At 68.4% G+C, this 23,974-nt stretch carries 20 protein-coding genes; 12 read left to right on the top strand and 8 right to left on the bottom strand.

Translation table 11 applies throughout. The features are described 5' to 3' along the window. Positions 1 to 213: 213 nt before the first annotated feature. On the bottom strand, positions 214 to 1,209 hold the full coding sequence (locus tag COA07_RS11460; RefSeq protein ID WP_245842128.1) for an alpha/beta fold hydrolase: 996 nt from the start codon (positions 1,207 to 1,209) through the stop codon (positions 214 to 216). Between the two features lie 92 nt (positions 1,210 to 1,301). Between COA07_RS11460 and phaR the strand changes: the two genes are divergently transcribed. Beyond that, entirely contained in the window at positions 1,302 to 1,871 is a 570-nt protein-coding gene (phaR, locus tag COA07_RS11455; RefSeq protein ID WP_066707032.1) for a polyhydroxyalkanoate synthesis repressor PhaR, read from the top strand. 18 nt (positions 1,872 to 1,889) lie between these two features. Here the strand turns inward: phaR and COA07_RS11450 are convergent, their stop codons facing one another. Further along, the gene (locus COA07_RS11450; protein WP_375182405.1) at positions 1,890 to 2,633 is read right to left on the bottom strand and encodes a class I SAM-dependent methyltransferase; all 744 of its coding nucleotides are present in this window, start codon (positions 2,631 to 2,633) and stop codon (positions 1,890 to 1,892) included. A 101-nt stretch (positions 2,634 to 2,734) separates the two neighbouring features. Here COA07_RS11450 and COA07_RS11445 point away from each other — a divergent pair, with 101 nt between their 5' ends. Beyond that, positions 2,735 to 2,929 carry a hypothetical protein gene (locus COA07_RS11445; RefSeq protein WP_066707026.1) on the top strand — a complete coding sequence of 65 codons (195 nt, stop codon included), beginning with the start codon at positions 2,735 to 2,737 and terminating at the stop codon, positions 2,927 to 2,929. A 33-nt stretch (positions 2,930 to 2,962) separates the two neighbouring features. On the opposite strand, the gene COA07_RS11440 is transcribed toward COA07_RS11445, so the two are convergent. Then, positions 2,963 to 4,441 carry an amidohydrolase gene (locus COA07_RS11440; protein ID WP_373853863.1) on the bottom strand — a complete coding sequence of 493 codons (1,479 nt, stop codon included), beginning with the start codon at positions 4,439 to 4,441 and terminating at the stop codon, positions 2,963 to 2,965. 29 nt (positions 4,442 to 4,470) lie between these two features. After that, positions 4,471 to 7,485 carry a TonB-dependent receptor domain-containing protein gene (locus tag COA07_RS11435; protein WP_169803489.1) on the bottom strand — a complete coding sequence of 1,005 codons (3,015 nt, stop codon included), beginning with the start codon at positions 7,483 to 7,485 and terminating at the stop codon, positions 4,471 to 4,473. Between the two features lie 189 nt (positions 7,486 to 7,674). On the opposite strand from COA07_RS11435, the gene COA07_RS11430 reads away from it, so the two are divergent. Further along, entirely contained in the window at positions 7,675 to 9,114 is a 1,440-nt protein-coding gene (locus COA07_RS11430; protein WP_066707015.1) for a M48 family metalloprotease, read from the top strand. A gap of 25 nt (positions 9,115 to 9,139) precedes the next feature. Further along, positions 9,140 to 10,159: a glycosyltransferase family 2 protein gene (locus COA07_RS11425; RefSeq protein WP_066707012.1), complete on the top strand. Its 1,020-nt coding sequence runs from the start codon at positions 9,140 to 9,142 to the stop codon at positions 10,157 to 10,159. A gap of 96 nt (positions 10,160 to 10,255) precedes the next feature. Here COA07_RS11425 and COA07_RS11420 read toward each other — a convergent pair whose 3' ends face one another. Next, a complete protein-coding gene (locus COA07_RS11420) occupies positions 10,256 to 11,527 on the bottom strand; it encodes an aspartate kinase (RefSeq protein WP_066707009.1) in 1,272 nt (423 codons plus the stop codon). A 51-nt stretch (positions 11,528 to 11,578) separates the two neighbouring features. On the opposite strand from COA07_RS11420, the gene ubiG reads away from it, so the two are divergent. Further along, complete coding sequence (gene ubiG / locus COA07_RS11415; protein ID WP_066707006.1) at positions 11,579 to 12,328, top strand: bifunctional 2-polyprenyl-6-hydroxyphenol methylase/3-demethylubiquinol 3-O-methyltransferase UbiG; 750 nt, start codon at positions 11,579 to 11,581, stop codon at positions 12,326 to 12,328. A gap of 3 nt (positions 12,329 to 12,331) precedes the next feature. On the opposite strand, the gene COA07_RS11410 is transcribed toward ubiG, so the two are convergent. Then, positions 12,332 to 12,562, bottom strand: a complete 231-nt coding sequence (locus tag COA07_RS11410; RefSeq protein ID WP_066707003.1) for a hypothetical protein — start codon at positions 12,560 to 12,562, stop codon at positions 12,332 to 12,334. 102 nt (positions 12,563 to 12,664) lie between these two features. Here COA07_RS11410 and COA07_RS11405 point away from each other — a divergent pair, with 102 nt between their 5' ends. Both COA07_RS11405 and COA07_RS11400 read left to right on the top strand, forming a co-directional pair. Then, a complete protein-coding gene (locus tag COA07_RS11405; RefSeq protein ID WP_066707000.1) occupies positions 12,665 to 14,491 on the top strand; it encodes an ABCB family ABC transporter ATP-binding protein/permease in 1,827 nt (608 codons plus the stop codon). A 103-nt stretch (positions 14,492 to 14,594) separates the two neighbouring features. After that, positions 14,595 to 16,727: a M3 family metallopeptidase gene (locus COA07_RS11400; protein ID WP_066706997.1), complete on the top strand. Its 2,133-nt coding sequence runs from the start codon at positions 14,595 to 14,597 to the stop codon at positions 16,725 to 16,727. A 45-nt stretch (positions 16,728 to 16,772) separates the two neighbouring features. On the opposite strand, the gene COA07_RS11395 is transcribed toward COA07_RS11400, so the two are convergent. Both COA07_RS11395 and COA07_RS18305 read right to left on the bottom strand, forming a co-directional pair. Continuing rightward, positions 16,773 to 17,045 (bottom strand): GNAT family N-acetyltransferase, encoded by a 273-nt coding sequence (locus COA07_RS11395; RefSeq protein WP_066706990.1) that lies wholly within the window; start codon positions 17,043 to 17,045, stop codon positions 16,773 to 16,775. Continuing rightward, on the bottom strand, positions 17,045 to 17,215 hold the full coding sequence (locus COA07_RS18305; RefSeq protein ID WP_157085163.1) for a hypothetical protein: 171 nt from the start codon (positions 17,213 to 17,215) through the stop codon (positions 17,045 to 17,047). The genes COA07_RS11395 and COA07_RS18305 overlap by 1 nt, the downstream gene beginning before the upstream one ends. 127 nt (positions 17,216 to 17,342) lie before the next feature. On the opposite strand from COA07_RS18305, the gene recQ reads away from it, so the two are divergent. The 5 genes from recQ to COA07_RS11370 all read left to right on the top strand — a co-directional run bounded on the left by recQ (position 17,343) and on the right by COA07_RS11370 (position 23,968). Next, on the top strand, positions 17,343 to 19,121 hold the full coding sequence (gene recQ / locus COA07_RS11390; RefSeq protein WP_066706988.1) for a DNA helicase RecQ: 1,779 nt from the start codon (positions 17,343 to 17,345) through the stop codon (positions 19,119 to 19,121). A 30-nt stretch (positions 19,122 to 19,151) separates the two neighbouring features. Beyond that, positions 19,152 to 19,583, top strand: coding sequence for a protein tyrosine phosphatase family protein (locus tag COA07_RS11385; RefSeq protein ID WP_066706985.1), 432 nt, complete (start codon positions 19,152 to 19,154; stop codon positions 19,581 to 19,583). Positions 19,584 to 19,593: 10 nt separating this feature from the next. After that, positions 19,594 to 19,983 carry a hypothetical protein gene (locus COA07_RS11380; RefSeq protein ID WP_141396525.1) on the top strand — a complete coding sequence of 130 codons (390 nt, stop codon included), beginning with the start codon at positions 19,594 to 19,596 and terminating at the stop codon, positions 19,981 to 19,983. A 99-nt stretch (positions 19,984 to 20,082) separates the two neighbouring features. After that, entirely contained in the window at positions 20,083 to 22,359 is a 2,277-nt protein-coding gene (locus COA07_RS11375) for an NADP-dependent malic enzyme (RefSeq protein ID WP_066706980.1), read from the top strand. A gap of 145 nt (positions 22,360 to 22,504) precedes the next feature. After that, positions 22,505 to 23,968, top strand: a complete 1,464-nt coding sequence (locus COA07_RS11370) for an MBOAT family O-acyltransferase (protein WP_066706978.1) — start codon at positions 22,505 to 22,507, stop codon at positions 23,966 to 23,968. Positions 23,969 to 23,974 lie beyond the last annotated feature (6 nt).

Here is a 23,974-nt window from a genome sequence, read left to right as displayed (position 1 = left end):
AAGCGTACCCATGAGCGCAGTCGCGCCCAGAAAAGCGTTGAGTTTCATCTGACCCTCGATGAACGGTGATTTCCGTTCATCTAACAGACAGGTTTCGCGCCTCCTTTGGCAAGATACTGGCGACGGTCTGTCATCGTTTTTTAATCCGTGTTGCAAATTTGCGACAAAAACGGAAATGCTTCGTTACATTCGTGCATCAGTACGTCGCATCGTTCAGCGCGCATCATGCAGCCACTCCACCAGCGGACCCCACACCGCCCCCTTCGCCCCGCCGCCCATCACCATCCCCACATGCCCCATCGCCAGGTCGCGGCGATCGGCGAGGCCGGCGGCGGTGGCGGCGGGGACGATGCGGTCGCTGAGCGAGACGAATTCGGCCGCCGGGCAGCGCAGCGCCGCCGGGTCGATCACCATGCCGCCGACCCGCCACTCGCCCTGCCCCGGCCGGTCCTGCGCCACCAGCGTGTCGAACAGGTCGGCGCCCGCGGCATGGGTCAGCGGCGCGCCGCCGTTGGCCCAGTCCTCCAGCAGCACGAAGGTGGCGGCGCGCTCTGCGTCCATCGTCGCGAAGGCCTCGTACTTCGCCACGGTGCGGGCGGGGTCGAGCCGCCAGAACGCGGTCTGCAGCACCTCCATCGGCAACACCCCCAGCGCGCGCGACGCCGGCCCCGCTTCGTCCCACAGCGCCGCCAGCGCCGCGCGCGCCGCCTCGCCATAGCCCGCAAAGCGCCACGGCGCGGCGATCGTCACGACCCCCGCGACGCGATCGCCCAGCAGGTGCGCCGCCGCCAGCGCCAGCGTGCCGCCCAGGCAATAGCCGACCAGCACCGGCGGCCGCTCCAGCCTGGCGATCAGCGGCAGCAGCCGGTCGGTGACATGCCCCGCCAGATCCAGCCCGACGTCCTGCGGGCGCGGGCTGCCCCAATCGACCAGCCACGCCGGAAACCCCGCCGCCGCGACATGCCCGACCAGCGAGCGCCCCGGCGCCAGGTCCAGCACGAACGGCGGGTTGATAAGCGAGGGGATGAACACCACCGGCGGCAGCCCGGTGTCGCCGCCGGTACGATGATCGCGCAGCCGCGCCGCGCCCTTGCGGTACCGCGCGGGCTTCATCCGCCGCACCGTGCGCGGCGCCTCCTGATAGCGGCGCAGCCCCGCCAGCGCGGCGGCGCGGCGCTCCGGCGATGCTGCGGTTTCGCGGCGCAGCATGTCGATGAACAGCGGCAGCGGCCTAGGCCCGTGTTGCGGCGCGGTATTTTGTGCGGTACCGCATGGAAAAACGGTCATGGGGAGCTTTCACGATGAAGAAGCAGTCGAACGCCGACGGGGCCGTGGTCATCAAGAAATACGCCAATCGCCGGCTCTACAACACCGAAAGCTCCTCCTACATCACCCTCGAACATCTTGCCGCGATGACGCGCGAGGGGCGCGAATTCCGCGTCGTCGATGCCAAAACCGATGAGGACATCACCCACAACGTCCTGACCCAGATCATCATGGAGGAGGAAAGCCGCGGGCAGACGATGCTGCCGGTCAATTTCCTGCGCCAGCTGATCGCGCTGTACGGCGATTCGATGCAGGCGATGGTGCCCGGTTATCTCGACGCGTCGATGGACAGTTTCCGCCGCAACCAGTCGCAGTTCAAGACCGCGGTGGAGGGCGCGTTCGCCGGCTCGCCCTTCGCGGAGATCGCCAAGCACAATATGGCGATGTTCGAGGCGGCGGCCAATGCGTTCAAGTCGGGTGCGGTCGCGCCCGGCACCGCCGCCCCGTCGCCGCCCCCCGCCAACGGCACCAAGGACAGCGAGATCGCCGCGCTCAAGGCCGAGCTGGCCAGCCTCCGCGAGAAGGTCGACAAGCTCGGCGATTGAGCCGCCCGCGCGCGCGGGTCAGCGCGGCTTGACGAACTTCAGCGTCATGCGGTCGCTTTCGCCGATCGCGGCATATTTGGCGCGGTCGACGTCCTTCAGCGCGAAGGTCGGCGGCAACGTCCACACGCCCTGGGGATGATCGTGCGTATCCTTCGGATTGGCATTGACCGCGCTTTCGCCCGCCAGCCGGAATCCCGCCGCCTCGGCCAGCCGGATCACGCTGGACCGCTTGACATAGCCGCTGTCGCGCTCGCGCGCGGCGTCCGCGTCCTCCGGCAGGCGGTGGTCGACCACGCCCAGCGTGCCGCCGGGGCGCAGCATCGCGAACCACGCCTTGAACGCATTGGCGGGCACGTCGCCGCCCGCCATGGTCAGATTGTGGACGTTGCGGAACGTCAGCACCACGTCCTGGCTGCCCGCGGGCACGTCGGTGGCGCCGGTCGCCGGGTCGATCGTGGCGACATTGCCCTTCAGCCCCTTGGCCGCGAGCATCGCGCGCGCCGCGTCCGCGCCCTTCCCGGGGGTGGTCAGCGCGGTATAGCTGCCGCCGCCGGCCGGGATGCGCGCCAGGATCTGCGTGTACCAGCCGCCGCCGGGGGAGAATTCCACCACCTTCGCCGCGGGCGTCACGCCGAAGAAGGCAAGCGTCTGAGCGGGGTGGCGGGCGGCGTCGCGGGCGCGGTCCGCGGCGCTGCGTTCGGGGGCGGCGACGGCGCGCGCCACCGCAGGATCGACGCGCGGTTCTGGCGCGGCGTGGAGCATGGCGGCGGAGCCGGCGATCGCGATGACGGCGATCGGCACGGACGAACGGCGGTACGGCATCTCATTCTCCCGGTGATGATGCGCGGGAGGCTGGCGCAGCGATGAGCGATGCACAAGCCCTGCTGGCGGGGCTGGCGGCCGGCTGCGCGCTGCTGGCGCTGTTCGCCGCGTGGCGGCAGGCGCGGCGCGGCCGGCGGCGCGACCTCGACGCGGTCGGCTGGATCGACTGGACGACGGTGCAGATGGCCGCGCTGATCGCGCTGGCGGTGCTCGCCGGGCTGGCGTTCAAGGCGTAGCGCCCCCGGCCCGGGCCGGGGGCGCCACCCGTCTCACTCGCCGGCGGTCTTGCGATAGTCGAGCGGCGGCTGGCGATCGCCCAGCAGCGCCTTGTACTGGAAGCTCGCCCCGCGCTTGGCGGCGAATTCCTGCTTGGCCGCGGCGATCGCGTCGGGCGACCGGAACAGGTCGGCCGCAGCCAGCGCCAGCGTCTTGGTCGCCAGCGCGGCGCCCTTGATGCCGATGCTGCTGCCCGCCGCGGCGACGTTCTGCCAGCTGTGCCCGGCCGATCCGGGGACGAAGGTGGCAGTCGACAGCCCCACCGTCGGCACCACCCAGCTGACGTCGGCGACGTCGGTCGATCCGCCCATCGCATCGTCGACCAGCACCGCGGGCTGCACCTCGCCCACGCTGGCCAGCGCGGGCGCGCCGGCCCCGCCGTTCGCGAACGTCTGCTGGATCTTCTGCCCGAACGCCAGTTCCTCGGGCGTCCAGGTGATCGTCCCCGCGCCGCGCAGCGACCGGTCCATGACCTTCATCAGCGCCGCATTGGGCAGCAGCGAATAGACGCCGCCGGTCACCTCCACGTCGACCTTGGTCTGCGTGCCCATCGCCGCGCCGCTGGCGGCCTGCTTCACCCATTCCCACACCGCCTGCACGACCTTGGGGTCGGTGTGGCGGACGTAATAATAGACCTCCGCTTCGTCGGGGACGACGTTGGGCGCCTTGCCGCCGTTAGTGATGACGTAATGGATGCGCGTGCGGTCGGGGATATGCTCGCGCATCATGTTGACCATCGCGTCCATCGCCTCCACCCCGTCGAGCGCCGAGCGCCCCTTGTCGGGGTTGCCCGCGGCGTGCGCGGAGATGCCGTGGAAGCGGAACTTGCCGGAGATGTTGGCCATGCTCGGCCCCTGCGCCGCGCTGTTGGCATTGCCGGGGTGCCAGTGGAGCACGGTGTCGACGTCGCGGAACAGCCCCTCGCGCACCATGTACACCTTGCCCGATCCGCCTTCCTCGGCCGGGGTGCCATAGACGCGGATCTCGCCCTTGACGTTGTTCTTGACCATCCACTCCTTCACCGCGATCGCGGCATAGCTGCTGGCCGCGCCGAACAGATTGTGGCCGCAGCCATGCCCCGCCGGCCCGCCCAGCGGCTGGCGCGTCGGCGCCGCGGCCTGCGACAGGCCGGGCAACGCGTCGAATTCGGCCAGCACGCCGATCACCGGCCCCGCCCCGTTCCTGAAGCTGGCGACGAACGCGGTCGGCTCCCCCGCGACGCCCGGCGTCACGGCGAAGCCCGCCGCCTTCAGCCGCGCCTGCAACAAGGCGGAGCTTTGCGTTTCCTGATAGCCCACTTCCGCGAACTTCCAGATCTGCAGCGCCGCGTCCGCCATCGCCTTCTCGCCCGCGGCGGCATTGGCCAGGATCTGGCTGCTGTCGGCGGGCGCCAGCTGCGCGGTGGCGGGGGCCGCCGCCAGCAGCATGCCGGCGGCCAGCGCAGCGGCGGCGGTCATCATCTTGGTCATCATCGATCCTCCCTTGACCGGTCGTATCACGATCAGAACTTCTTTGTTGCGCCGATGAAGAAATAGCGGCCGATCACGTCGTAATTCTGCGGGTCGTAATTGCCTTCCTGGTCGCCCACCTGCGGCGGCGCGCGATTGAACAGGTTGGTCGCGCCCATGCGGAACTGTGTATTGTCGTCGACGTCGAACCGCGCGTTCAGGTCGAAGACGTTATACGCCCGTACCCCGCGCGTCGTGCTGGCGGGCGACACCACCTTGGCCGAATTGATCATGCTGTCGATATAGCGCCAGCGCAGCCCCAGGCTGGCCTGACCCAGCGTATAGGTGGCCGACGTGATCGCCTTCCACCGCGGATGCGCGGTGCCCGCGGTGGTCTCCACGCCCACGCCGATCGACCCGGCGTAATCGTAATTGGGCGCGCCGGGCAGCGCCTGGATCCGGAACCGGTCGAGGTAGCTGACCGCCGAATTGATCGCGAACGTCCCCGCATTGGCGCCGATCGGGAAGCGCCAGTCGAACTGGATGTCCACGCCCCGCACCTCGTACGTGCCCAGGTTCAGCAGCGGCTGGAGCGGGTTGACCGGCACGCCGGTGTCGGTGTTGCGGGTGATGAGCGAGCAATAATAGTTGTTCGCCGCGTAATTCGGGTTGTTGCCGCCCGAATTGAAGCAGAACTGGAACGCCTGCGCGATCGACAGCGGCCCCACCGCATCCTTGATCTTGATCGAGTAGAAATCGACCGACAGCGACAGGTTCTTGAACACCCCCGCGAACGGCGATTGCAGCACGCCGCCGGCGGAGAAGGTGTCGGCGGTTTCCTCCTTCAATTGCGGGTTGCCGCCGGTCAGCGCGAAGACCTGCGCCGTGCCCAGCTGGTAGCTGTCGATGATCGACGTCGGGATGCCCTGCGCCAGGCACAGGTTGCGCACCTGCGTGGCATTGGCGCCGCGGCGGTACGACGAGCGCGTGTCGCACGGATCGCCGTTGGTCGTCGTGCTGCTGGCGGTGCCGATCGCCACCGACCCGGTCGATACCGGCGCGAACAGCTCGCCCACGCTCGGCGCGCGGATCGAGCGATTGTACCCGCCGCGCAGCCGCAGCGGTTCGAACACGCGCCACGTCACGTCGGCCTTGTACGCATGGACGCCGCCGACCGAATCGTAGTTCGAATAACGATAGCCCAGGTCCAGATCGAGCTGCTGGATCAGCGGGATATCGTGCAGCAACGGCACCAGCAATTCGCCGAACGCTTCGCCCGTGCTGACCGATCCGCCCGCCGCGCGCAGCACCGAATAGCCCAGGACGTCGCTGGTGCCGTTGGGCAGCGACAGCTGGCTGTCGGGCTGGAAGCCATAGGAATTGTAGCGATAGTCGCCGCCGACCGCGAAGCGCACCTCGCCGGCGGGCAAGGTGAACAGCCCGCCCTGGATCGTCCCCTCGACGGTGCGCTGCTTCAGGTCGTTGGTGTTGAGCGTGCGGCGGCTGATATAGTCGATGCACGCCTGCGACGGGGTCAGGTTGCCGAACGGATTGAACCCGCCCGCGCATAGCTCGGTGCCGCCGGTCGGCGAATTGAGCAGCTGCGCGGTCGCACTGGCGCTGGCGCCGCCGCGCTGTTCGTTGCGGAACTTGGCCTGGCTGGTCGATGCGTACAGGTCCCAGGTCCAGTCGCGGATGCCCAGCTTGCCCGACAGCCCGGCCGTCACCTGCCACACGTCATAATCGTATTGCTGATACCGCGGCCCCAGGATGTTCAGCGCCTTGTAGAAGGTGAAGGGGGCATTGGGGTTGGCGCGCGTCGACAGGATCGTCCTGAACGCCGCCGGGATGAACGGATTGGTCGTCGGCACGGTCAGGCCGTAGACGTTCGACGCCAGCGTCGGGTTGGCGACCCCCAGCGAGGTATAGGTGGTGTAGGTCGCCTGGACGAACGCCTTCACATCGTCCGACACGTCGTAATCGACCTTGCCGAACACGCTCCACCGGTCGAGGTCGGATTGCAGCGACGCGCCGTTGTAACCGAAATTGACCTGCTGCGAATTGGTCCCCGAATTGACGATATACGCCTCGTCGGTCTGCGGATCGCGGAAGTTGTAGACGGGGACGCCCGACGTCGAAAACAGCGTCTGGTCGGTGTTGAAGCCGATCTGCCCGGTGTAGCGGCCCGCCGCATTGCCGGTCAGCGCGGGCGTGCCGTACTGGCCCTGGAACACTGCATTGACCGACGCCAGCGTCGGCGTGTTGCTGCCGAACAGCACGGTGCCCTGCGGGATCGTCGCCAGCCCCGGCGTCGACTGGCGGAACACGTAGTAATCGCGCCCCTGCTGCAACGCGCGTTCGCGGTTGGTATAGTCGATCGACAGCACCGCCGATCCGCGATCGTCGGCGAACTTCGACCCCATCGTCGCGGTCAGGCGATAGGAATTGCCGTCGCCGTAATCGCTGACGCCGGTCTGGCCGTTCAACTCCAGCCCCTTGAAATTGCGCTTCAGCCGGAAATTGACGACGCCCGCGGTCGCGTCCGACCCATAGGTGGTCGACGCGCCGCCGGTGATGACCTCGATATTCTCGATCAGCGCCTCGGGCAGGATGTTGAGGTCGACCGACCCGTCGGGGTTCGACGGCTGGATGCGCCGCCCGTCGAGCAGCAGCAGCGTCCGCTTCGACCCCAGCCCGCGCAGGCTGGCATAGGCCTGCCCGCCGTTCAGCCCGGTCGACGTGCTGCCGCCGTTGCCCGCGCCGAACGCGCCGCTGAACTGCGGCAGCTGGGTCAGCGCGCTTTCGACGGTGACCCGCCCGGTATTTTCCAGCGTGTCCTGCGACAGCGACACGATCGGGGAATTGGCGACGTAATCGGGGCGCGCGATGCGCGATCCGGTGATGACGATCTCCTCGCCCGCGGCGGGCGCCTCGCTCTCGCGCGCTTCCTCGACCGACGGCGGCGGGCTTTCGGGCACGGCCGTCTGCGCGTGCGCCTGCGCGGCGATCAGCGCGAGCGTGCAGGTGCCGAGGGCAAGGAGAGAGCGGCGATCAGGTCGCTGGTGCATGGCATGGATCCCTGGATGGGCCGCCTCGTTCGCGGGCGGCTTCATCGGGAATGACGCACGCTTGTGGCACGTCCTCACGCCCGACCATCAAAAAAGTTTCGCCGATCGTGCCGCGCCGGTAACGAACGGTCGCGCGGAAACCCCGTGCCGGATCGGGCATTGTGTGGGGAAACGGGAGGACACTGATCCATGTTGCGCCACATCACCATCGCCGCCGCGCTCGCCTCGTCGGCGGCGCCCGCCCTCGCGCAATCGAACGCGGTGCGCAGCATCTCCGCTTCGGACAAGGCGCAGGGCGCGCAGGCCAATCCGCAGCTGCTGGCCGAATTCGGCGGGCGCTACGACGGGCCGCAGGCCGCCTATGTCGAACAGGTCGGCAAGCGCGTGGCGGTCCAGTCCGGGCTGTCGAACGCGCAGGGCGATTTCACCGTCGCCTTGCTCAACTCGCCCGTCGAAAACGCCTTCGCGATTCCCGGCGGCTATATCTACGTCACGCGCCAGCTGCTCGCGCTGATGAACTCGGAAGCGGAACTGGCCTCGGTGATGGGGCATGAGGTCGGGCACGTCGCCGCGCGCCATTCCGCCGGCCGGCAGAAGACCGGGACGATCGCGGGCGTTCTCGCCGGGATCGTCGGCGCGGTGGCGGGCAATGGCGCGGTCGGCCAGCTGGTCGGCGCGGGCGCGCAGCAGGCGGCGGGGCTGTACACGCTGAAATACGGCCGCGATCAGGAATATGCCGCCGATTCGCTGGGGGTCAGATATATCACCGCCGCGGGCTACGATCCCTATGCCGCCGCCGACATGCTGGCGCAGCTCAACGCCGCCACCACGCTGCAGGCACGGGTGGCGGGGCGCGATGCCAATGCCGTGCCGACCTGGGCGTCGACCCATCCCAACAGCATCGACCGCATCCGTCGCGCCGCGAAGCTGGCCGCGGCGACCGGGCGTCCCGAGGTGCAGCCCGCGCAGGATACGGCATTCCTGCGCCGCCTCGATGGCCTGCGCTACGACGACGATCCGCGCGAGGGCGTGATCGAGGGGCAGACCTTCCGCCACCCCGGACTGCGGCTGCGCTTCACCGCACCGGCCGGTTACACGATCGCGAACGGGACGCAGGCGGTCACCGTCGCGGGCAATGGCGGTCAGGCGCAGCTGCGCACCGCCACCGCGACGGGCGATCTGCCCGGGTTCATCGCGGCGCGTTTCCGCGCGCTCGGCGCGACGTCCGTGCCCGATGACGTGCGCACCGGCTCCGCCAACGGCCTTCCCTACGCCGTGTCCACCGTGCGCGCCGCCGCGAACGGGCGCGCGGTCGACGCGACGATCGTCGCCTATCGCTTCCCCGATGCGACCAATTACTGGACGATCGTGACTCCGGCGGGCGCCGGGACGGGTGCGTTGCAGCCGCTGGTGGCCAGCATGGCGACGCTGTCCTCGGCGGACGCATCGGCGATCAAGGGCAAGCGGATCCGCATCCTGACGGTGAAGAACGGCGACACGATCGACACTTTTGCGCGCCAGATGGCCTATCCCACGCTCCAGCGGGACCGCTTCCTGACGCTCAACGGGCTGGACGCGGACGCCACGCTTCGTCCCGGAATGTTGGTAAAGGTCGTGACGTCGGGCTGATCCGCCGCTAAAGCGCGGCGCCACCATGCACCGTCCCGCGCTCTCGGTCGTCATCCCCTGCTACAACGAAGAAGCCACGTTGCCGCTTCTCCATGCCCGCGTGTCGGCCGCCGCCTTCGCGGCGGTCGGCGCGGATCATGAGATCGTGCTCGTCAACGACGGCTCGCGCGATGACAGCTGGGCGGTGATGCAGGCGCTGGCGACCGCCGACTGCCACGTCGTCGCGATCAATCTGTCGCGCAACCACGGCCACCAGCTCGCGCTCACCGCCGGGCTGGACCTGTGTTCGGGGCAGCAGATCCTCATCATCGACGCCGATCTGCAGGACCCGCCCGAACTGCTGACCGAGATGCGCGCGGTGATGGCGCGCGACGGCGCCGACGTCGTCTACGCCGTCCGCCGCCAGCGCGCCGGGGAAACCTGGTTCAAGAAGGCGACCGCCGCGGCCTTCTACCGCGTGCTCGACCGCGTCACCGACACGCCGATCCCGCTCGACACCGGCGATTTCCGTCTGATGACACGCCGCGCGCTCGACGCGTTGCTGGCGCTGCCCGAACAGGCGCGCTTCATCCGCGGGATGGTGGCGTGGGTCGGCTTCCGGCAGGTGCCGTTTCCCTATGACCGTGCGGAGCGGCACGCGGGGGAGACCAATTATCCGCTCGCCAAGATGATCCGCCTCGCGCTCGACGCGGTCACCGGCTTCTCCACCGCGCCGCTGCGCTGGGCCAGCCATCTGTCGGTGATCCTGGCGGGCTGTTCGCTGCTTTTGCTGTTCTACATCGCCTTCGGCTATTTCAGCGGCGGGCGCGTGCAGGGCTGGACCTCGACGATGCTGGTCGTCGTGGTGCTCAGCGCGATCCAGATGTTCGTGCTGGGGATGATCGGCGAATATCTCGGCCGGCTGTATATCGAGGCGAAGCGCCGCCCGCTTTACCTCGTCGCCGACATCGCGGGCGTCGCGCACGGCCGTGCGACGCTGGGGTTCCAGGCGGAGGCGACGCGCATCCCCGATGCGCAGGTCGCGAGCGAGGCGCCCGCGGGGTAACGATCGCCGTCGCCCCGGCGCAGGCCGGGGCCTTTGCCCGTCAGCCGTAGGTCTGCGGCACGAGATCCCAGCCGGCGCCGGGATGACGCCGTTCGGTTACGCCGCCTCTTCCGCGTCCAGCCCGTAGGCGGTGTGCAGCACGCGCACCGCCAGTTCGGTTTCGTCCTCGTGGATCAGCACGCTGACCTTGATCTCGCTGGTGGAGATCGCCTGGATGTTGATCCCGCGCGCGCCCAGCGTGGTGAACATCGTGCTGGCGACGCCCGCGTGGCTGCGCATCCCCACGCCGACGACGCTGACCTTCGCCACGCGCGTGTCGTGGACCAGATCGGCGAAGCCGATCGCGCCGCGCGCCTGGTTCAGCGCCTCGATCGAACGCGCCAGATCGGCGGCGGGGACGGTGAAGGTCACGTCGGTCGCGCTGGCCGAACCCGCGCTCTGGTGCGCGATATTCTGGATGATCATGTCGACGTTGATGTTCGCCGCGGCCAGCGGCTCGAACACGCTGGCCACCGCGCCCGGCTTGTCGGGCACCGCGGTCAGCGTGATCTTCGCCTCGTTCTTGTCGTGCGCGATACCGGTGATGAGCTGGCGTTCCACGTCGGTTATCTCCTCTTCGCCCACGATCATCGTTCCGGGCAGCGTGTCCGCCATCGGCGCGTCCTCGCCCGTGAACGACGACAGCACCTGAACGCGGACGTTCTTCTTCATCGCCAGACCGACCGAGCGCGTCTGGAGCACCTTGGCCCCGACGCTGGCCAGTTCCAGCATCTCTTCATACGTGACCTTGGCGAGCTTGCGCGCGCGCGGCACGATGCGCGGATCGGTGGTGTAGACACCGTCAACGTCGGTGTAGATGTCGCAGCGGTCGGCCTTCATCGCCGCCGCCATCGCCACCGCCGACGTATCCGATCCGCCGCGGCCCAGCGTGGTGATCCGGCCGTCGTCGGTGACGCCCTGGAACCCGGGGATGACCGCGACCTCGCCCGCGGCCAGGCTGGCGTCGAGCGCCCCGGTGTCGATCTCCCCGATCCGCGCCTTGGCATGGGCGTCGTCGGTGTGGATCGGCAGCTGCCAGCCGAGCCACGAGCGCGCCGGCACGCCAATCGCCTGCAGCGCGATCGCCAGCAGCCCGCTGGTCACCTGTTCGCCCGCGGCGACCACGACGTCATATTCGCGCGGATCGTACAGTGGCGAGGCTTCGCGGCAGAAACCGACCAGCCGGTCGGTCTCGCCCGCCATCGCCGACACGACCACCGCGACCTGGTTGCCCGCCGCCACCTCGCGTTTCACCCGCGCGGCGACCGAGCGAATCCGTTCGCTCCCCGCCATCGAGGTGCCGCCGAATTTCATGACGATGCGCGCCACAGCCTGTCCAAACGCCTTGGGATAGAAGGGGCGTCCTGATAGGAAGCGCGCATGACCGACGCAAGCGTAACAACCGCAACCACTCCGCATCCGTCGATCGTCGCGGCGGAGGCGGCGCATTTCGGCAAGCTGGCGCAGGAATGGTGGGACCCCAAGGGGTCGTCGGCAATGCTCCACCGGCTCAACCCGGTGCGGCTGCGCTATCTGCGCGGTGCGATCGATCGACATTGGGATCTGGACGATGCCGGCTTCACCCCGCTGGCCGGGCGGCGCGCGCTCGACATGGGGTGCGGCGCGGGGCTGCTCGCCGAGCCGCTGGCGCGGATGGGCGCGGCGGTGACCGCGGTGGACGCGGCGGCCGAAAGCATCGCGGTGGCGCGGCTCCATGCCGAGGGCCGCAGGTTAACGGTCGACTATCGCGTCGGTGGTGTCGAGGCAGTGGCGGGCGAGACGTTCGATCTTGTCACCTCGATGGAGGTGGTCGAGCATGTCGCCGATCCGCACGCCTTCGTCGCCGCGCTGGCCGCGAGCGTGGCGCCGGGTGGGCTGCTGGTGATGAGCACGCCCAACCGCACGTGGCTGAGCCGGTTTGCACTGGTCGAGGCGGCGGAGCGGCTGGGCCAGGTGCCGCGCGGCACGCATGACTGGGACAGGTTCCTGGCGCCGGACGAACTGACTGCGATGATCGCTGACGCCGGACTGGAGGTGATCGACGTTACCGGCCTGACGCTGGGGACCAAGGGGTTCACCCTGGGCGGGTCGACCACGCTCGACTATTTCGTCACCGCGCGGAGAAACTGACGCTCAGCTGCGCTTCCGGACCGCACCGCGATAGACGATCTGCGGGCCGTTGCGGCGGCAGGCGGCGCTGACGACGGGGTAGTCCACGTCCGTGTTGCGGGCGAGGGCCGCGGGCATCGCCGCCTGGCATTGCTGGATCGTGGCATAATGCGCCGGCTCGATTCGCGCCTGCGCACAGTCACTTGCCCCGTCGCCGCAGCCCATGATCGCCAGAACGAAGAACACCGGTTCCATGCCTGCCTCCCTACACCGCTGAAAACGCTCGATTCGGCGCACCGTTCCCGGCGAGGCCGGCGTGGTTGACGCAGCGCACCACGAGGCCGACATGTCAGGGCGATGCCTCCCGACACGATGACCCGTTCCTCCGGCGCCGATCGCCCCCTGCTGCCGACGCTGCGCCGCTTCCTGCCCGATCTGTGGCCCAACGACGCGCCGGGGATGCGGCGGCGGGTGGTGGGGGCGATGGCGCTCGTCGTCCTGTCGAAGCTGGTGCAGGTCTATGGCGCGCCGTTTGCCCTGCAGGGCGCGGTGGATGGGATGGGCGTGGCGACGACCCCGGTGTCGCTGATCGTGCTGCTGGTCGTGGGCTATGCCGCCGCGCGGTTCGGCACCACCCTGTTCGACAATCTGCGCAATACCGTGTTCGAGCGTGTCGGGCAGGAAGCGACCCGGCGGCTGGCGGCACGCGTCTTCCGCCACCTCCACCGCCTGTCGCTGCGCTTCCATCTGGAACGGCGCACCGGTGCGGTGACCAAGGTGGTGGAGCGCGGCACCAAGAGCATCGACACGATGCTGTACTTCCTGCTGTTCAACATCGCGCCGACGGTGCTGGAACTGGTGCTGGTGCTGGGCATCTTCCAGGTGAAGTTCGGCTGGCCGCTGGTGGCGGCGACGATCGTGATGGTCGTCGTCTACATCTGGTTCACGCGCGTCGTCACCGACTGGCGATCGAGCCTGCGCGAGAAGATGAACGATCTGGATACCGGCGCGGTCGCGCACGCGGTCGATTCGCTGCTCAACTTCGAGACGGTGAAATATTTCGGCGCCGAGGAGCGCGAGGCGCAACGCTACGATCGTGCGATGCGCGCCTATGCGCAGGCCGCCGTGAAGAGCGAGAACAGCCTGGCGTGGCTCAACATCGGGCAGGCGCTGATCACCAATGCGATGCTGGGCGCCGGAATGGCCTGGGTCGCCTGGGGGTGGAGCCAGGGGCGGTTTACCGCGGGCAACGTGGTGCTGGTGTCGACGCTGCTGGCGCAATTGTTCCGCCCGCTCGACCTGCTCGGCATGGTCTATCGCACCGTGCGGCAGGGGGTGATCGACATGGGCGCGATGTTCGACCTGATCGACACGCCGTCGGAGGTCGTCGACGCCCCCGGCGCGCCGCCGCTGGCGGTGGCGCGCGGGCACGTGCGGTTCGAGGCGGTCGAATTCGGGTATGACGCCGGCCAGCCGATCCTGAAGGGCATCGACCTGGACGTGCCGCCCGGCACGACGCTGGCGGTAGTCGGGCCGTCGGGTGCGGGCAAGTCGACGCTCGCACGGCTGATGTACCGCTTCTACGACATCGGGTCGGGGCGGATCACGATCGACGGGCAGGATATCCGCGCCGTCACGCAGGACAGCCTGCGCGCCGCGATCGGCATCGTGCCGCAGGATACGGTGCTGTTCAACGACACGATCGGCTACAACATCGCCTATGGCCGCGAAGGCGCGGGCGAAGCGGATATCGCCGCGGCGGCGCGCGGCGCGGCGATCGCCGGCTTCATCGAACGCCAGCCCGAAGGCTATGCGACCCGCGTCGGCGAACGCGGGCTGAAGCTGTCGGGGGGCGAGAAGCAGCGCGTCGCGATCGCGCGCACGCTGCTCAAGAACCCGCCGATCCTGATCCTGGACGAGGCGACCAGCGCGCTCGACAGCCGTACCGAGGCGGAGATCATGGAGACGCTGGAGGCGATCGAGCGCGGCCGCACCACCGTGGTGATCGCGCACCGCCTGTCGACGATCGTCCACGCCGATCAGATCGTCGTGCTGGAAGCCGGCCGTGTGGTCGAACGCGGCAGCCATGCCGATCTTCTGGCGCACGGCGGCCTTTATGCCGAAATGTGGGCGCGCCAGGCCGCCGAAAGCGGCGAGGCGGAGGCGGAGAGCGCGGCGGCATGAGCGCACGCGGCGCAGGTTCGTTCAGCGGTACGACAGCAGCCTTGCCGCATCGTGCGGCACGGTGCATCTGCCTGACATGGATCCGCGATCACGAGGAGTTCGAATGCGTTCGCTGCTTGCCGCCGCCACCGCGGCGTTGATGACCACCACCGCCGTGTCGGCGCAGACGCTGCCCGCGAGCAATCCGTTCGCCAGGCCCAGCACGCTGCCGTTCCAGGCACCGCCGTTCGACCGGATCAAGGACACCGACTATCTGCCCGCGATCAAGGCGGGCATGTCCGAACAGCGCGCCGAGATCGCGCGGATCGCCGCCGACCGCTCCACGCCGACGTTCGACAATACGATCGCCGCGCTGGAACGCTCGGGCCGGTTGCTGGAGCGCGCCAACAACGCCTTCGACGGCGTCAACGGCGCCAACACCAACGATGTCCTGCAGAAGACCGAGGAAGAACTGGCCCCGCTGATGGCGGCGCACAGCGACGCGATCAACCTGGATGCGAAGCTGTTCGCGCGGGTGAAGGCGCTGTACGACCGGCGCGCCACACTGGGGCTGACGCCGGAACAGGCGATGGTCCTCACCGAAACCTATCAGGACATGGTGCGCGCGGGCGCGCAGCTGTCGGCCGCGGACCAGCAGACGCTGCGCACGATCAACGGCCAGCTGTCGACGCTGGAAACCAGCTTCAAGCAGCGGCTGCTCGCCGCCGCCAAGGCGGGCGCGCTGGTCGTCGATGACAAGGCGAAGCTGGCGGGCCTGTCCGACGCGGAAATCGCCGCGGCGGCCGCCGACGCCGCTGCGCGCGGGCTGCCGGGCACATATGTCCTGTCGCTCCAGAACACCACGCAGCAGCCGCTGCTGGCGACGCTGACCGATCGCGCGACGCGCGAGGCGCTGTTCAACGCCAGCTGGACCCGCGCGGAAAAGGGCGATGCCAACGACACGCGCCAGACGATCGCGCAGATCGCGCAGTTGCGCGCGCAAAAGGCCAAGTTGCTCGGCTTCGCCAGCTGGGCCGATTACAAGCTAGCCGACCAGATGGCGAAGAACCCCGCCACCGCGCTGTCCTTCATCCGCCAGATCGCCGCGCCCGTGGCGGTCGAACAGAAGCGCGAGGCCGGCGAGCTGCAGGCGCAGATCAGGGCCGAGGGCGGCAATTTCGACCTGAAGCCGTGGGACTGGGATTTCTATTCCGAAAAGCTGCGCAAGGCGAAGTACGACCTCAATCAGGACGAGCTGAAGCCGTATTTCGAGATCGACAAGGTGCTGAACGACGGCGTCTTCTACGCCGCCAACCAGCTGTACGGCCTGTCGTTCAAGAAGCGCACCGACCTGCCCGTCTGGCATCCCGACGTGTCGGTGTACGAGGTGTTCGAGGAAAACGGCCAGCCGCTTGGCCTGATGTACTTCGACTATTGGAAGCGCGACAACAAGAACGGCGGCGCGTGGATGTCAAATTTCGTCAACCAGTCGAAGCTCTTGGGGACGAAGCCGGTCATCTACAACGTCGGCAATTTCACCAAGCCGGCGGTGGGGCAGCCCGCGCTCATCACCTTCGACGATGTGACCACGATGTTCCACGAATTCGGCCATGCGCTGCATGGGCTGTTCGCGAACCAGGTCTATCCCAGCGTGTCGGGCACCAATACCGCGCGCGACTTCGTTGAATTCCCGTCGCAGTTCAACGAACATTGGGCGCTCGACCCGAAGGTGCTGGCGCATTACGCGGTCGACTATCGCACCGGCAAGCCGATCCCGGCGGCACTGGTCGACAAGATCAAGCGCGCGGGCACGTTCAACTCAGGCTACGGCTTCGGTGAGGCACTGGCCGCGTCGCAGCTCGACATGAGCTGGCATTCACTGCCCGCCGACGCCCCACGCCAGGACGCCGATGCGTTCGAGGCCAAGGCGCTGGCGGCGTCCGGTCTCGACACCACCGACGTGCCGCCGCGCTATCGCTCCAGCTATTTCCTGCACATTTGGGGCAACGGCTATTCGGCCGGCTATTACGCCTATCAGTGGACCAAGATGCTGGACGAAAACGCCTATTCCTGGTTCGAGAAGAACGGCGGGCTGACCCGCGCCAACGGCCAGCGGTTCCGCGACATGATCCTGTCGAAGGGGCATACCGAGGATTATGCGACGATGTTCCGGGCCTTCTACGGCAAGGATCCGGAGGTCACGCCGCTTCTCAACGGCCTGGGCCTCGACGCCAACGGCAACCGCATCAATCCGTAACCGGCACGTCTGGTGTTCCGGCGAATGTCGGAACACCAGAGGCCGCTACGCCAGCAGGTCCTGAACCTCGGGGTGCTTGTCGATATAGGCGCGCACGAAGCGGCATTGCGGCACCACCTTCAACCCGTGGTCGCGCGCACTGTCCAGCGCGCTGCGGATCAGCTTGGACGCCACGCCGCGCCCCTCGATCTCGGCCGGGACCAATGTGTGCGTGAAGACGATCGTATCGCCTTCCAGCTGATAGGCGGCGACGGCGCGGTGGCCGTCGACGGTGATCTCGAATTCCTGTTCGGAACGGTTGTCGTGTACCCGGTTCATCAGTTCGGCCCTGCCTCGGCCGGCACCGGCGCGTCCACCCCCTTGGCGGCGGGCGCCGCGGCCATCGGCGCGACCGCGTTGGCGCCGTGATCCTCCGTCCGCCGCTCGCACGCGGACAGGATGGCGGCGGCGCCGAAGGTGAACAGGGCCAGATTGGGACGCGGGGACATGCATTGCTCCTGACGGGATACGAAGCGCCCTACGCGCCGCGCGCTCGCGCGTTCCGCCTCGCTCCTCCCCCGCGTCGCCTGCGACAGCGGTTGTCCCTCGCCGCTGCCCGTCCTAGATGACGCCGCGATGGCCGCCGTCAGCGATCCCGTCTCCGCGCTTCACCGCATTTTCGGCTTCCCCGCGTTTCGCGGCGTGCAGGAGCAGGTGGTCGCGCGCGTGCTCGCCGGGCAGCGGACGCTGGCGGTGATGCCGACCGGCGCGGGCAAGTCGCTATGCTACCAGCTGCCCTCCGCGATGCTGGAGGGGACGTGCGTCGTCGTCAGCCCGCTGATCGCGCTGATGCACGACCAGTTACGCGCAGCGCAGGCGGTGGGGTTGCGCGCCGCGACGCTGACCAGCGTGGACGAAAACCGTGCGGAGACACGCGGGCGCTTCCTGGATGGCGATCTCGACCTGCTCTACGTCGCGCCCGAACGCGCCTCTACCGGGGATTTCCGCGACCTGCTGGACCGTGGCCGCATCGCGCTGTTCGCGATCGACGAGGCGCATTGCGTCAGCGAATGGGGGCATGACTTCCGCCCCGACTATCGCCTGCTGCGCCCGCTGCTGGACCGGTTCCCGGACGTACCCCGGCTGGCGCTGACCGCCACCGCCGACGAACATACCCGTGCCGACGTGCTGGAACAGCTGGGCATCCCGCACGACGGTATGATCGTCGCCGGGTTCGACCGGCCGAACATCCGCTACACGATCACCCCGCGCGACAATACGCCGCGCCAGATCGCGGACCTGATCGCACGCACCCCCGGCCCCGGCATCGTCTATGTCCAGTCACGCGCGGGCACCGAGAAGATGGCCGAATCGCTCGCCCGCACCGGGCGCCCGGTGCGCGTCTATCACGCCGGACTGGACGCATCGGTGCGCGCCGCCAACCAGGCCGCGTTCGTCGAATCCGAGGATATGGTGATCTGCGCCACGATCGCGTTCGGCATGGGGATCGACAAGCCCGACGTCCGCTTCGTCGCGCATGCCGGCCTGCCCAAGTCGATCGAGGCCTATTATCAGGAAACCGGGCGTGCCGGGCGCGACGGCGATCCGGCGGTCGCGCACCTGTTCTGGGGGGCGGAGGATTTCGCCCGCGCGCGCCAGCGCATCGCCGAGGTCGAGCCGGCGCGCCAGCCGGGCGAGCGCGCGCGGCTGACGGCGCTGGGCGCGCTGGTCGAGACCGCGGGGTGCCGCCGCGCGATCCTGCTGCGGCATTTCGGCGAGCAGCCGCCCGAAACCTGCGGCAATTGCGACAATTGCCTGAACCCGCCCGCCGCCGTCGACGCGACGCAGGTGGCGCAGAAATATCTGTCCGCGGTGTTCCGCACCGGGCAGATGTTTGGTGCGGGTTATATCGAGCAGGTGCTGACCGGCCAGTCGACCGAGCGCAGCCTGATGAACGGGCATGAGGCGCTGTCGGTGTGGAATATCGTCACCGCGGATGAACTGCGCCTGCTCAAGCCGGTGGCGCGCGCGTTGCTGCTGAAGGACGCGCTGCGCACCAACCCGCACGGCGGGCTGGAGTTCGGCCCGTCCGCGCGGGCGCTGCTAAAGGGCGAGGCGACGCTGCCGCTGGTCGAACCGCCGAAGCGCGAGCGGCGGCGCCGCGGCGCGGGCGGCGGGGCGGATGCCAATCCGGTCGACGATCCGCTGTTCGAGGGGTTGCGCGCCTGCCGCCGCGATCTGGCGAAGGAACAGGGCGTGCCGCCATACGTCATCTTCCACGATTCGGTGCTGCGCGACATGGCGGCGATGCGCCCCGCCACGCCCGCCGCGCTGGGGCGGATCACCGGCGTGGGCCAGCGAAAGCTGGATGCTTATGGCGATGCCTTCCTGAAAGTGATCGCCGACCACTCGTAATGTCGATTCGGCTGGTTTAGTGTCGCCGGCATGCTCCGATCCATCGACGCCATGATCGCGGTCGCGCCGCAAATCCGGCCAGACGACATCCCCGCCATCGCGGCCGCCGGCTATGTCGCGATCGTCAACAACCGCCCCGATGGCGAGGAAGCGGGCCAGCCGGATGGCGATGCGATCCGCGCCGCGGCGGAGGCCGCCGGGCTGTCGTATACCGCGATCCCGGTCACCCACGCCGGCTTTTCGTTTCCACAGGTGCAGGCGATGATCGCCGCGCTGGAGGATGCCGGCGGGCCGGTGCTGGCCTATTGCCGCTCGGGCACGCGCTCGTGCAACCTGTGGGCGCTGGCCGGCGCCGGGCTGGGCGAGGATCCCGACACGCTGACCGCCAAGGCCGCCGGCGCGGGCTATGACATATCCGGCCTGCGCCCGCTGATGGACGCGGTGGCGCAGCAAGCGGGCTGAGGGCGCGACGATGGGGCTTGCGGCATTGCTGAAGATCGGCCGTCCCGATCGCATGATGCGCACGATCGACGAGGCGCTGGACGCCGCGCACGACGCACTGCCGGGGACGCAGGCGGTCGATGCGGTGATCTCCGCCGACGGACGCGCCGCGCTGGTGCTTTTGTCGGACGCGCGCATCGCGCTGCTGCGCATCCGCGGCCGGCGGGTTGCAGGGCTAGAGGTTGCGTGGCCGATGCTGCGCCAGACCTATGACGGCATCGTCGTCGAAACCGGCGACCGGCGCTTTGGCGACGTGGCGCTGGTCGGCGTGACCGCGCTCGACATCCGCCGGCTGGGACAGGTGCCGATGGCGCCGACGATCGCCCAGATGGTGGCGATGGACGAGCTGGCCGACGCCTGACGACGCACGCTCGCTGGATTGCGGAAATTTTGTTGCCTGATCGTACCGGTTTGCGTCCCGACCGTTCCCATTTCCCGCCGCTTTCCCTAAGGGCAGGGCATGACCGACGACCGCACCGCCACCGAAGATCGCAACATCCAGTTTTCCGAGCGCGAGGCGCTGCTGTTCCATTCGGAAGGGCGCCCCGGCAAGATCGAGATCGTCGCGTCCAAACCGATGGCGACGCAGCGCGATCTGGCGCTCGCTTATTCCCCCGGCGTCGCCGTGCCGGTGCGCGCGATCGCCGACGATCCGGCGACCGCCTACGACTATACGGCCAAGGGCAATCTGGTCGCGGTCATCTCGAACGGCACCGCGATCCTGGGGCTGGGCAATCTCGGCGCGCTCGCCTCCAAGCCGGTGATGGAGGGCAAGGCGGTGCTCTTCAAGCGGTTCGCCGACGTCGATTCGATCGACCTGGAGGTCGCGACCGAGGACGTCGACGCCTTCGTCAACGCGGTCGCGCTGCTGGAACCCAGCTTCGGCGGGATCAACCTCGAGGATATCAAGGCGCCCGAGTGCTTCATCATCGAGCAGACGCTGCGCGAGCGGATGAACATTCCGGTCTTCCATGACGACCAGCACGGCACCGCGATCATCTGCGCCGCGGGCCTGATCAACGCCTGTCTGCTGACAGGGCGCAAGCTGGAGGAGGTGAAGGTCGTCGTGAACGGTGCGGGCGCGGCGGCGATCGCGTGCACCGAACTCATCAAGGCGATGGGCGTGCGCCACGACAACGTGCTGATCTGCGACCGCACCGGCGTGATCTACCAGGGCCGCGACGGTGTGAACCAGTGGCAGTCCGCGCATGCCGCCAACACCGACCGCCGTACCCTGACCGAGGCGCTGAGCGGCGCCGACGTGTTCCTGGGCCTGTCCGCCGCCGGCGCGCTGAAGCCGGAAATGGTCAAGGACATGGCGCCCGCGCCGATCATCTTCGCGATGGCCAACCCGGAACCGGAAATCCGCCCCGAACTGGCGAAGGCCGCGCGCCCCGACGCGATCGTCGCCACCGGCCGGTCGGACTATCCGAACCAGGTCAACAACGTGCTCGGCTTCCCGTTCATCTTCCGCGGCGCGCTGGACGTGCGCGCGACGGGGATCAACGATGCGATGAAAATCGCCGCCGCCAATGCGATCGCCGAACTGGCGCGTGAGCGCGTGCCCGAAGAGGTCGCCGCCGCTTATGGCGTGCGCCATTCGTTCGGCCCCGAATATATCATCCCCGCGCCGTTCGATCCCCGCCTGATGGAACTGGTGTCGGTCGCGGTGGCGAAGGCGGCGATGGATTCGGGCGTCGCGACCAAGCCGATCCTCGACATGGCCGCCTATCGCGATGCGCTGCGCGCCCGCCTCAACCCGACCACGGCGGTCCTCAGCCTGGCCTATGAAGGCGCCAAGGCGCATCCCAAGCGCGTGCTGTTCGCGGAGGGCGAGGAGGAAGTGGTGCTGCGCGCCGCGATCGCCTTCAAGGAAGGCGGCTATGGCACGCCGGTGCTGGTCGGGCGCGACGACGTGTACGACCGGCTGCGCGAACTGGGGATCGCCAACCCGGAAGAATATGAACTGCACAACAGCCGCGTGTCGCCGCTGGTGCCGCGGATGGTCGATTTCCTCTACGCCCGCCTCCAGCGCCGCGGTTTCCTGCGCCGCGAAGTCGAGCGGATGATCAACCAGGACCGCAACATCTTCGGCTCCGTCCTGCTTCAGCTGGGCGAGGCGGATGCGATGATCACCGGCGTCACCCGCCCCTGGGCGCAGTCGATGCGCGAGGTGCGGCGCGTGATCGATCCGGCGCCCGGCCGCACCGCGTTCGGCATCCATGTGATGGTCGGCCAGTCGCACACCGTCTTCATCGCCGACACCACCGTCAACGAGCGCCCGACGGCGGAGGAACTGGCCGACATCGCGGAACAGACCGCCGCGGTCGCGCGCCGCATGGGCCACGAACCACGCGTTGCCTTCCTCAGCTATTCCACCTTCGGCAATCCGTCGGGCCAGTGGCTGGACAATATCCGCGAGGCGGTGACCGCGCTCGACAAGCGGCAGGTCAGCTTCGAATATGAAGGCGAAATGGCCCCTGACGTCGCGCTCAACCCGCGCCAGCTGGCCAATTACCCGTTCGCCCGCCTGTCCGGGCCGGCCAACATTCTGGTGATGCCGGGGCTGCAATCGGCCAATATCTCCGCCAAGCTGCTGCGCGAACTGGGCGGCGACCAGATGATCGGCCCGATGCTGGTCGGCATGGAAAAGCCGGTGCAGATCGCCGCGATGACCGCCACCGCCAGCGAACTGGTGACGCTGGCGGTGCTCGCGGCCGGCGGGATCGCCCGTTGATCGTGGAGGCGTGATGCCGCGGCGGGGCGGCACGGGGCCGGCATAGCAACCCGCCCCGCTCCGCCTTGCCCTGGGCGATCGTCCTTGACACGGGCAAGCGCCACTGCCTAGCGCTGGACGACGACAGCATGTCAGGGGCGTTGCGTTGCTCTTCACGTCCGGACTGTTCCTGTTCCTCTTCCTGCCGATCACGCTTGCCGGATTCTTTGTCGTCGCGCGGTTCGGCGGCGCGGCGGCGGGGATCGCGTGGCTCGCCGCGGCATCGCTGACCTTCTACGGCTATTGGGTTCCGCAGTTTCTGATCCTGCTGCTGGGGTCGATCGCGCTCAATTTCTGCGGCGGACTGGTCATCGCGGGCGCGGGGTCGCGCAGACGCGCGTGGAACTGCGCCGCGCTGTTCATCGCGGCCGATCTTTTGATCCTTGGCTATTATAAATATTACAACTTCTTCGCCGAATCGCTGGGCGCGATCGGCATCGCCTGGCCGGCGTTGTCGGTGGTGCTGCCGATCGGCATTTCCTTCTTCACCTTCACCCAGATCGCCTATCTGGTCGACGCCTATCACGGGAAGGTGCGCGAACACCGGCCGCTGTCCTATCTGCTGTTCGTCACCTATTTCCCGCACCTGATCGCCGGGCCGATCCTGCACCACGCCGAAATGATGCCGCAGTTCGCGGACCGCGCGACCTATCGCCCGCGGCTGCGCAATATCGGCCTGGGCCTGGGGTTCCTGGTCATCGGGCTGGCCAAGAAGGTGCTGGTCGCCGACAGCATCTCGGACATGGCCGACGCGGCGTTCAACGCCGCGGCCGGCGGGGCGGTCGGCCCGGCGCATGCCTGGGAAGGCGCGATCGCTTATGCATTGCAGATCTATTTCGATTTCTCGGGCTATTCGGACATGGCGGTGGGCATATCGCTGCTGTTCGGCATCCGGCTGCCGTTCAATTTCGATTCGCCCTATCAATCCACCAGCATCGTCGATTTCTGGCGCCGCTGGCACATGACGCTGTCGCGGTTCCTGCGCGACTATCTCTACATCGCACTGGGCGGCAACCGGCGCGGCAAGGCGCGGCGATACGTGAACCTGTTCGTCACGATGGTGCTGGGCGGCCTGTGGCACGGCGCGGCGTGGACCTTCGTGATCTGGGGCGCGCTGCACGGCGTCTATCTCATCATCAACCATGTCTGGAACTGGGCGGCGGCGCGCCTCGCCCTCGGCCCGGATCGCGGCGGTCGCGGTGGCCGGATCATCGGATGGGGGCTGACGATGGTCGCCGTCGTCGTCGCCTGGGTATTCTTCCGCGCGACGTCGGTGGGTGAGGCGATGCACATGCTCGGCGCGATGGCGGGCCGGCAGCCGTCGCAGGACGTGCTGGCGGCGACGCCGTCGCACTGGCTGGTGCTCGTCCCGCTGGCCGCCGCAGCGGCGCTGCTGCCCAATTCGCAGCGGATCGTCGACGGGCCGCTCGCCGCCGCGCTGGACCGGTCGCTGGCCCGGCGCGGTGACGGCGCGATGATCGCGATCGGCGGCGCACTGATCGTCGTGATCTGGCTGGCGATGGTCGCGGCGTCGCGCACCAACAGCGCCTTCATCTACTTCAACTTCTAGGGGTGA

Source organism: Sphingomonas adhaesiva (assembly GCF_002374855.1).
Taxonomy (GTDB): Bacteria; Pseudomonadota; Alphaproteobacteria; order Sphingomonadales; family Sphingomonadaceae; genus Sphingomonas; species Sphingomonas adhaesiva.
The sequence above is the reverse complement of the archived record's forward strand: the minus strand, read 5'-3'. Positions and strand labels throughout refer to the sequence as shown.